At 47.8% G+C, this 11,406-nt stretch carries 6 protein-coding genes and 1 pseudogene; 4 read left to right on the top strand and 3 right to left on the bottom strand.

Annotated elements, in window-relative coordinates:
- Positions 1-29: 29 nt before the first annotated feature.
- Positions 30-5,990 (top strand): YodL domain-containing protein, encoded by a 5,961-nt coding sequence (locus LI114_RS12295; RefSeq protein WP_227220926.1) that lies wholly within the window; start codon positions 30-32, stop codon positions 5,988-5,990.
- Between the two features lie 6 nt (positions 5,991-5,996).
- Complete coding sequence (locus LI114_RS12290) at positions 5,997-6,515, top strand: hypothetical protein (protein WP_227220925.1); 519 nt, start codon at positions 5,997-5,999, stop codon at positions 6,513-6,515.
- On the opposite strand, the gene LI114_RS12285 is transcribed toward LI114_RS12290, so the two are convergent.
- The 3 genes from LI114_RS12285 to LI114_RS12275 all read right to left on the bottom strand — a co-directional run bounded on the left by LI114_RS12285 (position 6,449) and on the right by LI114_RS12275 (position 8,941).
- A complete protein-coding gene (locus LI114_RS12285) occupies positions 6,449-8,113 on the bottom strand; it encodes a recombinase family protein (RefSeq protein WP_015558955.1) in 1,665 nt (554 codons plus the stop codon). The two genes, LI114_RS12290 and LI114_RS12285, sit on opposite strands and share 67 nt — an antisense overlap.
- A 93-nt stretch (positions 8,114-8,206) precedes the next feature.
- A complete protein-coding gene (locus LI114_RS12280; protein ID WP_038670326.1) occupies positions 8,207-8,404 on the bottom strand; it encodes a hypothetical protein in 198 nt (65 codons plus the stop codon).
- Positions 8,405-8,542: 138 nt separating this feature from the next.
- Positions 8,543-8,941, bottom strand: coding sequence for a hypothetical protein (locus LI114_RS12275; RefSeq protein WP_227220924.1), 399 nt, complete (start codon positions 8,939-8,941; stop codon positions 8,543-8,545).
- Between the two features lie 947 nt (positions 8,942-9,888).
- Between LI114_RS12275 and LI114_RS14325 the strand changes: the two genes are divergently transcribed.
- Together LI114_RS14325 and LI114_RS12270 are read left to right on the top strand one after the other, a co-directional pair.
- Positions 9,889-10,560, top strand: a complete 672-nt coding sequence (locus LI114_RS14325; protein WP_015558958.1) for a plasmid mobilization protein — start codon at positions 9,889-9,891, stop codon at positions 10,558-10,560.
- A pseudogene (locus LI114_RS12270) lies at positions 10,476-11,406 on the top strand (relaxase/mobilization nuclease domain-containing protein); the annotation flags it as partial. The gene LI114_RS14325 and the pseudogene LI114_RS12270, both read left to right, overlap by 85 nt.

Raw genomic sequence — 11,406 nt, 5'->3', positions numbered from 1 at the left:
TCTTTCTATTTTACTTCTTTGAGGTTGGAGTGTCAAGTTTTATTATACTATATCACTATGACCTTGTGGCTTCACTTGTGAGACAGGGCGTGATCGCTCAGGAAGAAAAGACAGGAAATGTCCTTTTCAAATACTATGACGATCAGGGCAAGATCATCGGTGCTGAAAAGGTCGGCACATCAACAGAATACAAATTCAAAGGAATTGCAACAGGCTCGGCAGCAGGACACGGCTTTGAAGTAGTCCGTGGCACGGGCGAAAAGGCTTTTTTCTTTGAGTCGGCTATTGATATGCTCTCCTATCTGCAAATGCACGATAAAGAGCTAACCGATTGCAGGCTCGTTTCCATGATGGGCGTGAAGCCGAATATCGTGCTTGATACAATGCTCAGGCACAATATCTCTCCTGAGAATGTATTTTTATGCTCCGACAATGATACCGCAGGCAATGATTTTGCCCAGCGTTTGCAGGAGCAGTATCCCGACATGAAGCGTGTTATCACTCCCGATACATATAAAGACTGGAATGATATGCTTCGTGGTATCCCAAAAGCAGTAGAACATGAGACTGAGAAAAAGGAGGTTGACAGCGTGGCTGACCTTATTACATTCGGCAACAGAATGTGGAATGATGCGACTGATAACAGAGACAAGTCGCTGATTTCTATGCAGCTTGCAGACTTTCAGCGTGTGCGAGACACACTTGAAAGATCGGGTATCAATTACTATGCCTATGAAATGAACGGTACTGTTCGTATGGCGGTAAATGATAAGGACACCGACTGGCTGAGAAATATCCTCGGCAATGTGAGCATTACAAAATCCAACAGACCTTACTCTCCGCCCGAAAAAAACATCTTCGGAAGTGCGGAGTATCGTTATATCCCGCAGAAGGAGTACCTCTCCGCTGACCGTGACCTTGTGCTGAAAATGGCTGAGATCATGAAAGCCCGTGGTATGCAGTTTTCGGGCAGAGTCTATCCGTCCGGCAAGGGTACGCTGACGGTTAGTCACGCTGATCTCTTTGCAGTCCGCAACATCAGGGACGAGGTTGTGAATATGCGTAAGCAGTTTGCAAGTCCCGATAAGGCGCAGGAAGTCGGCAACCGTGACTATCGAGCGAACCGTGATACCCATTATTATATGAGCAAACTCACGCCTGAACAGTTCGGAGAGGTCAAGCCTTTCCTTGAAACAAGTGTGAGCTATCACGCTGTTGTTCGTGACGGCAAGGTAGCTTTTGCGGTCGATAAGGAAAATGCTCCTGCATTTCATAGAGCATTGGAGAACGCTGTCCGTGAGGTCGGTATGCTCCGCAATATGACAGACCTCGGTCTGCCAATGGAACAGATGGTAGCATTATCTCCCGTTGTTCATCGTCTTGCCGTTGAGGATATGAAGCTGAATCTTGCTGACTTTTTTGACCGCAGATATGATGAAGCTCAGTTCGGTGAAATGCTCTCACTTGTCAATGCGTATATCGCTCAGGCTCCGGCTGAAAGATATGGCGAAAACTCCAAACTGAATGATATGCTTGAAGCAAAGTCAAGTTTTGACCGCAGTATCGAGCTTTCGGACTTCTTTTCTCAGCACGATTTCTCCGATGAGCAGAGGGCGGCTATTACCGCAATGTTTGTCGGTGATGTTACAAGAGGACAGATCGACAGCATTGACGAAACTTTCACGGCTGAGGATATTCAGGCGTATGACGAAATTCTGCATAATGCTTTGCAGGAGTCCGATGTTGCTGATTTCCTGACTGCCCATAAGCAGGCTGTTATCGACAGAGAGAACGCAAGCAGAGTGCCGACAGAGGAAGAAGTTTTATTCTCCCAGGCTGACCTTGCAAAGTTCATTGCGGAGCGTACACTGTCCAGCGATGAGTGGGAGGACATGGCTTACCCTCTGTTTGACAGCGGTTATCTTGATAAGCATAAGCCCAACGACAAGGCTGCTTTCGGCTATCATCTTTCTGAGCCTGCACTCTATGACCTTGCCCAGCGTTATCATGACGGTGAGGATATTCGCCGTGAGCTTGCCCTCGGCCTGTTAGAGGGCAGCGGGGCCACAGATATTGAGTTTATCTTTGAACAGGGCGAGATCTCAGACCGCACCTATTATTATGCTGAAAACCTCCGTCACTCCCTGCATACGGAGAGGACTGAGGACGGCTTTATGTGCAGTTTCGGCGGTATGGAGCGTTTTGTTTCCTTTGAGGAGATCGGGCAGGCTTTCATTGACCGCACCCATGAGGAGTTCAATGACCTCGCTTTCTGGTGGGTTCGTGATGATATTCAGGCGGCTGTACCCGATATTGAAGATACAAAAATCGCTGACCTGCTTAACGCTTTTGGCGGCGCAGCTATGGCAGATTGGGAGAAAGGCGACAATAAGCCGAAGCTCAACCGTATCAAAAAGGCTCTCTATGGTATTCTTGGTGATGAAGCTCAGACCGAACAGGTATTTGCTATCATCGCAAAGGAAAAGTATCATGTAACTTTTGAGCCTGAAAGCTCTATCCACTTCGGTCTGTTAGGAAATGGTATTACGGCTTATGATGTATCCCGTACTGATCCCGAAACTCACGATTATCCTACTGTTGCTCATATTTCCGAGGAGGGCGTTGTATCTATTTATGACGATACTCTCTCGGAGAAAGATATGCAGCGTATTCAGGAACAGGCGCAGTCTGCCCGAAAGCAGTTTTTTGAGAGATGGAACAGGCTGTCAACAGAAGAACAGTATTATCAACTGCTTAACAATGCCGATATGACTACTTCTGTGAATATCACCAGAGATCATCTTCCGATGGAAAAAGCAATCGAAAAGTATATGCCGTTTGTTTTCTTCAAGGAGGGCGAACGTCCTGAACCTGAGCAGAAAGGAACTTTTCAGATTTATCAGCTCCCCGGCGGTGACAAGTATCACGGTATCCGCTTTGAGGGTATGGAACAGCTCAAAAATGACGGTGTTCAGCTCAACAAGGACGATTATGAGCTTGTCTATGAGGGCGAAGTCGGAGAGTTCAGGGGCAATGCTACTCTTGAAGCTCTCTTTGCTCAGTTCAATACCAATCACCCCGAAGATTTCAGAGGTCATTCTCTTTCAGTTTCCGATGTTATCGTCATTTCCGTTGACGGCAAGGATACAGCGTATTTCTGTGACAGCTTCGGCTTTACCAAAATGCCTGAGTTCTTCCGTGAAAAGGAGCTTGTGCAGAAAAAGCCCGAAACTGCAAAGGTGTCCGATCTTGCAGTCGGTGATATTATCATGTATGACGGCGCTCACCGTGAGGTCGAGAAGATCAGCGACAAGAGCATTTCCCTGAAAGACCTTGACGCACCCGACTACGGCGGTATCCTTCTCGGTACTTCCGATGTTCTTGCGTATGACGGCTGGCAGCAGGATATGGAGGAAAAGGGCTTTGAGATCATCAGCAAGGGCGGACAGCAGGCTGAAAAGGCTGAACCCGAAGATAAAGGTCCGGTATCGCTCCGCAAGGTCGGTGACTTCTACGAGATGCACGGCAAAAATGCGGAGATCGGTGCGGAAGTCCTCGGACTGCGTATGCTCTCCAAAAATGGGCAGCCTATGGTCGGTTTTCCGGCTCATGTCAAGGACGAATACTCCGACAAGCTGAGAGAAGCTGGATATACTGTCCTGATTGAACAGGCATTTGAGCTGAACCCTCCGAAGCGTGAAGCTGAGAAGCTCCAGACATTACAGCAGGTCGTTGACAAGTTCTTCGGGACTGACTGCGAATCTGCCGAAACGGAGCGTGGCACATGGAAACTGGCAATCGCTGACGGCGATAAGGTCGGTGAACTGTTCTATGACGGCGATCCCGTCTGCGGTATCTATAACCGTGGCGATAAAATGGAGATTGAGCCTTACCGTGAGATGACCACTTTCCCCGCACTCCTGCGTACTGCGATGCTTGAGCATAACCCCGACAAGCCCGTGGAGATCATGGATTTTCAGCATACTTTCGAGACTCCGCTTGATAAGGCAAAGTTCCTTATCAACGATTTTTGCGAAGCAGAGTACCGTGAGGGTGCTGATTTCTCCGATCTGCACAATGTCGGTCTTGCGTTTACCACTCTGACCGATGATGAGCTGCCCATTCAGGTGACGGCTGACCTTGTGGATTTCAAGTTCACTCACGAATTTGACGGCGAGGTATTCGATACAGAGCAATTTGACAGTATCGAGGATATGATCGAGAACGGTCTGACTGACTTGGACTTCTCTGACCTTGTATCCGTTCCCGATGAGGTTATCGACAGGCACACTGGCAAGGACGAACAGACGGTTGACCTTATGAGTGATGCCGCCGATGTTTCTGATACTTCTTCTCCTGCGGAAGATGTGCCGTCTATTACGCTGAAATACAAGGGTGATGCCGAGAGCCTTGACGAGATCAAGGATAAGGCACTTTCCCTCGGAGCTACTGTTATCATTGATAATGCCGAGGGCGTTATCTCTATCGACACCTATGAAAACCATCATGCTGAGATCGACGGAGCCGCCTATGAGCTTGGTCTAATGGCAGTCGATGATGCTCCAACGGTTTCAGAGGATATTGACAAGCCCCTGTTCACCGATGATGCTGTTATTGAGGAAATTCAGCGGAGTCAGAACGATGATATTCCGTTTTGGGAGAAGCCCGATATTCAGGGCGAACAGCTTTCTTTGTTTGGCGATCCCGAACCGCTGACATCTTCAAAGCCAGCAAAAGAAAAGCCTAAGTCCGAGTTTGCAAAAGGTCCGGTGGTGGACGGTGTTCAGGTCTATGAAGCACTTGCCGCCGAGATCGACCGTGGAACTGGCTTTGTTCACGGCAAGCTCCGTGTGCAGGACTTCTACGAAGAAAAGCACCCGACTATCCAGCAGCTTGCCGATTTCTTGAAAAAGGAGTATGGCACAGGCGGACACAGCGGTGAGGGCAAGATCTCACTCGTTGACTATAATTCTCAGGGTATCACATTCAGCTTTGAGAACGGCGAAAAATTCCGTCATTCGTGGTACAATGTCGCAACAATGACCGAATCACGGCTCAGGGACGATACCTACCTTTCTGCTGAACAGAAAGCTGAGAGGGCCGCACTCAAAGCGGAAAAGGCTGAGGAGCAGAGCCACAAGATCGTGGAAGTCGGTGACCGATTTCGTCACAAGATTACTGGCGAGGTTTCTGAGGTTATTTCGCTGACGGGCGCACTCCCGTTCTATTCGGACGATTGCACCATTCAGCGTGAAAGCAGCGGTTTCGCTGTGACGGAGAATATCTCCTATGATAAGCTCCTTTACAGCGGTCTGTATGAGTATATCGGCAGGGCTGAACCCGAAAAGGAAAAGTCTGAACCTGTGAAGCCTGAGCCTGTAAAGGCTGAGGTCAAACCGGATAATCCTGCTGTCGCGCATGAAACGGAAAAGACTGATATTCCTACGGTCAAGAACCTATCTCAGCTCAAAAAGTCATTGAAGCCAGGAATGATATTTGAGATCAGCGATCATCTCCGTCCTGAATGTATCGGAGAGCGCAGAATCGTCACGGGTGTAAGCACCGTTGATTTTACTTCCAGAAAGCTCGATGAAAACGGTGAACCTACGGGCAAAGACCTCCACATGGAGTTCGACCGTGCGAAGAACTGGACTTTTGACGGCGGTGAGCTGACTTCTCGGCTCGATAATGGCGATATGCTGATGTCATTCCATTTCATTGACAGCTTGGAGCGTGAGCAGACTGTTCAGGCTGAGAAAGAGCCGGAGGTCGCACCTGTTGTTGATGAGGTCGATGCTCCCACACCGGAAGCAACTGCACCCGATAAGGGCGAAAACTTCACCATTACTGATGATAACCTCGGTGACGGCGGTGCTAAGACAAAGTTCAGGGCGAATGTCGATGCAATCAAAACACTGAAAACACTTGAAGCTGAAAAGCGTCCTGCAACTGATGAGGAAAAGGAAACCCTGTCGAAATATGTCGGCTGAGGAGCTTTGGCAAAGGCTTTTGACAAGGACGATCCGAAGTGGGCCGCAGAATATAAGGAGCTTTCAGAGCTGCTGACTCCGCAGGAGTACGCTCAGGCTCGTTCAACGGTCAATGATGCTTTCTATACTTCTCCTACGGTTATTGACGGCATCTATGAAGCTCTCGGCAATTTCGGCTTTGACGGCGGTGCTGTCTTAGAGCCTGCAATGGGTATCGGAAACTTTTTCGGCAGAATGCCCGAAGATATGCAGGCACACTCCCAGCTTTACGGCGTGGAGATCGACTCGCTGTCTGGCAGGATCGCTCAGGCTCTTTATCCTGATGCGGATATTGCGATTCAGGGCTTTGAGCAGAACCGTTTTCAGAACGGCTGCTTTGATGTGGCTGTCGGCAATGTCCCGTTCGGTGAGCTTGGTTTCCGTGAGGAGAACCCCATAAAAGTACACCCAAATATTATTTACTCCACATTCTGCGGAAGCAGAATGTTTCTTTTCTCCGTAAGCCCTTTGTCAAGGAACTTGTAAAAGATGTGAATCTGCCTGTCCTCGTCCTTGCTTTCGGGACGATCACCAATCACGATGTACTCGATAAGCTCCAAACAAGTCTCACGGGTAAGCTCCTGAATATCGACATACTTCTTGATATTTTCAATGTATCTGTCAATATCCTTTTCAGCCTGTTCAGCGGTTTCGCACTTTTCTTTCAGTACAGCGACTTTCTCTCTCAGCATCTTCTGCTCATCAAGATACTGATTCAGCATTTTCACGCAGAGTTCTTCGGGTACAGTACCGAGGAGCTTTTCTTCATAGGTCTTACTGATAAGCGTTTCGAGCTGTGCAAGCCTTTTCTCACCCTCATGGAGTTCCTTGCTGTTATGCTGGCTCTCCGCATCGGCAGTAGCCTGTCTGCGTTTTCTAACGGCTTCACGGAGTGCGTCCTCGTCCTCAACGGCAAGTCGTGCCTTTGCTCTAATATCGTCAACAACAATCTGTGAAATTACTCTTTCCAAAATGGAATGAGGAGTGCAGCCGTCCATTCCGCTTCTAACATAAGTACCACAGCGATAGCTGACAGTCTCATATGTTCCACGCTTCTTAGAGGTGTGCATGGTTCTGTTCATTTTCATCTTGTAACCGCAGTCTGGGCAGTACATAAATCCTGACAGCGGAAGAATCACGCCTTCTTTTGTTGTCTTGCCGATACTCACCGATGCGTCAACCTCTCTAACCTTGTCCCACAGCTCTCTTGAAATGATAGGTTCATGATTATTTTCAATCACTATCCATTCCGACCTGTCCTTGCGTATCTGCTTGTGATTTTTGTAGGATACCGTTGTCACTCTCTGCTGTGCGAGATTTCCGATATAAATCTCATTGTTAAGAATGCCACGCACCATACAATCATTCCACAGATGTGAAGTCACAAGGGGATTATCTTTGCCTTTAAGCTGATAACGATGATCCGAGGGAGTTGCGATGCCGTCCTTGTTAAGCTGTATAGCGATCTGCTTCGGACTTAACCCTCTTGCCCTCTGCTCAAATATACGTCTTACGATAACGGCGGCATCTTCATCAATCAAGGGCGTATGCTTTTCATCATCTGCCTTGATGTAACCATAAGAAGCTGAAGCCGCCAGATACTTGCCCTGCCGAGAATTTGCTGCCATGACACTGCGTACCTTCTTTGACGTGTTGGCGGCGTGCCATTCGTTGAATAAATTCATCACAGGCATAAGATCCATTGCCGAACTGTTTCTGTCAAGCGTGTCTACATTGTCGCTCAGGGCGATGAAGCGGATATTGAATGAAGGAAAAATGTAATCTATATACTGACCGACCTCGATATAATTTCTTCCGAAACGTGAAAGGTCTTTACAGAGGATAAGATTTATCTTTCCCGACTTTGCATCATCAAGAATCTGCTTGATACCTGGTCTATCGAAACTTGTTCCCGAATAGCCATCGTCCTCGCATATCTCGATAAGATTCCACCCCTCCTGCTTGCTGACATATTCCGTCAGCATCTTCTTCTGATTTTCAATCGAAAGGGATTCGCCCGCACGTTCGTCCTCCTGCGACAAACGCACATAGATCCCGACATTGTAAGTAGTTTGCTTTGCCATAATAACTCCTTTCCAATCAAAGCAAACCATATTCGATGATACAACTATTATAGCGCAGAAAACCGAATATGGCAAGTCTTTTTTCAAAACTTTTTAGTTCTTTTCGGTTTTCTGAAACGCTCTTTTGAAAGCAAGTTCATAAAGCACCTTATCAAGGTCTTTTTCACCCACGAAATGACTTGTCACAGCATAACGCTGACCGTCCACTTCGTACACGGCTTTGCTGGTCGGCTTATCTTTATATCTCTCATTCAGCTCAGCCAAAGTAAATCCTGTATCTTTTCTTGGCAAGTGTCTCCTTTCCGCCTGCGATTATCTATCTCTACACGCAATGGCTTTTTGTTGCAGGGGCGTTACGCCAGCACAGGTGCTGTACGGAACGGCAGAGCCGTCCCTTACACAGCAATCGTTTTGTTGTCGGAATATATGTTACTCCGAATAGGAATGATCTGTTTCTGAAAAGCTCATCTGCTTACCGTACTTTTCGGAATAGCTTTCGTCCGAGCTGTTGTCAGCATCGGCAGAACTATCGTCAGCCAGCTCACCAATCTGCTCATAGGTCATACCGCTTGCTGTCAGCTTGCCGATCAGCGTATGCTCCGCAGTCACAGCATCGAGAAGTGCCTGTCCCTCCGCACCGCCGTAAAGCTGTGAGAGCTTATCGTAGGTGTAGAGCTTGCTATCAATGATGACCTTGCGCCTGCGCTCCTGCACAGCTTTGATAGACTTTTCGTAGCTGTCGAGCTTTGCCTGATTCTCCGCAAGAACAGCATCCGTAATGATAACAGCGGACTTCTCATCAACCTCGGTCTTAGCTTTCTTACTCATTCTCATCACCTCCCAATGTATTGGATTTAGGGATAATACCCTATGCTAATATTATAGCATTCTCGGACAGCAAAAGTCTATTCGCATTGCGCAAGAAGTTGAGTGCGCCATAAAACTTCTTCATTCGTGAAATTGTTATGGGGAATTTTGCAGAAAGCAGACCGAGCATTGCAAATCCGAGCCATATCACATTGACTGCATACTGCATAGGTCACCATTTCTGATTTATTCAATACGGAGAATTATTATCACGGAGCAACTATTTTTATAAAAATCATGCCCGTTTCCTGATTGAACGTGCTTGTATATATAGAGGGGGTTTTATCCGAGTGCCGCCGTGACCTATTCACATTCTGTATAGAAATATGCTGTTGAATTTAGGCACAAGGGAGAACCGTCATGAACAAAGTGTAAACTTTTCTGAAAAACAACGCCATTTTCTCAAAAACACCGGTAGAAAAGTGAAGGGCTTTGACGTTGTGACGATCACACGCACCCCTGCATATCATTTTCATCATAAAATTTTTCTGCGGTATACTTAACGAAGCGGTCAATAATTTGGTATTAACTTATGGGAGCATATTTCATAGGACTGCCGCCCAGACTGCGCAATAACTGCGCTGAGCCAGTTTACAATTTCAAGAGTGATGATATTGAGTGCATCACGCAGGAGCGTGAGCGAGTATGACCGCCGACCTAAGCGGCGGAGAGTTTAAGTCGCATAGCTCCAAATTCGCTGACGGAGCATCGAAAGCCTGAGTGATATGAAAATCCCACAGGCTGGAAAATAGCGCTACAGCGCAACAAAAATAACAAGCATTGTATTTTGCGCCGCACAGCGAGCGAAAATACCAAATGCTTGTTAGGGACACCCCAAGCCCCGAAACGACCGCACAGCGGTCAAGAAAATCGGCTAACGCCGAAATACAAACAAAGGAGACACCACTATGAAAACCGAGAAAAAGAAGCGTGGAAGACCGCCCAAACACAAGGCTATGGAGTTTGAGGGTATGACCTACGAGGGAGCAATCAATCACGCACTTGACAAAGAGGTCAGAGCCGACCTTGACAAGTGCCTTGCCGACAAGGACGAGAGCCAGCTTACCGACGATGAACGCAAGTACCTGAAACGCAAGAAGGAGAAGAAGTCCTACACCCTCAATGTTCGTTTCACCGAATCGGAAATGCAGGACATTCTTTCCAAGTGTGAGCAGTACGGTTACAAGAACAAGACCGAGTATATCCGTGATTGTGTTCGGGCGAGGGTTGATCTCACGCCCGACCGTTCCGAAATTGCCGAGTGTAACCGTCTGATGAAACGCATCGGAGCAAACATCAACCAGATACTTGTCCGACTTTACAGCACAGGTCACATCTATGCCGAGGATATTACCGAGATAAAGAAAGGGGTAAACGAAATTTGGCATACACTTCTATCCATACGATCAGGGCAACAGTCAGCGCAGCGATCGCTTACATCACAAGAGATGATAAGACCATCGACGGTTTATATGTCAACTCTTATGCTTGCCGAGCCGATAGCGCAGGAGCAAGCGAGGACTTCCGAGCCGTCCGAAACACAGGAACAGGACGCACCCAAATCCTTGCCTACCACATGATACAGAGCTTTGCCCCCGGTGAAGTCACGCCCGAACAAGCTATGCAGATCGGAGAGGAGCTGTGCGACCGTTATCTGAAAGGCGATTATCAGTATGTCATTGCTGTTCATCATGACAAGTCGCACCTGCATTGCCACATCATTTTCAACAACACAAATCTGTATAACGGTCTGAGCTTTACCACCGAGCATAATCAAGGCAGAAAGTCTGAAAGAGCGTGGGCAGAGTTGCGTGAGATTTCGGACGAGATATGTGCTGAACACGGTATATCTGTTATCTCCGAGCCTGAAAAGGGACATGGGGTATCTCACTTTGAGAGGAATATGCAGAAAGAGGGCAAGTCGTGGAAAGATAAGCTCCGTGTCAGGATTGCGGAGGTCATGCTTTACAGCCGTGACTTCAAGGATTTTCTTGAAAAATGTTCGGAGTGCAGTATCAAATATGTTTACAAGCCAAGAAATAAGGTCAAGCTGAAATTCCGTTTATCAGGTGACGGTCAACAGAAGTTTACAAGAGCCGACACCCTGGGCGCAGACTTCACCCCCGAACGCATAGCCGAGCAGATAGCGGAGATACAGGAAAAGCTGTCAGCGGCGAATGTCACTCCCGATATGCTTATCGAAGCGCCGAAGCCTGTTGTTCCAAAGACCGAGCCGAAGCCGACACAGACAGTCACCGCACCGACAAAGCCGAAACAATCTGCCGAGCCTGAAACTATCACCGAAACAAGTGAAACCGCAAAGAGAAAAGCTGCTGCGGAACAGGTGGAGAAGTTCTTTGCAGCCCGACGAGCAAGACGGCAGGCACAGCTTGATATGCTTAACGCAACTGCTATCAATCCGAAGC

Source organism: Ruminococcus sp. 210702-SL.1.03 (genome assembly GCF_020559915.1).
Classification (GTDB): Bacteria; Bacillota; Clostridia; order Oscillospirales; family Ruminococcaceae; genus YE71.
The sequence above is the reverse complement of the archived record's forward strand: the minus strand, read 5'-3'. Positions and strand labels throughout refer to the sequence as shown.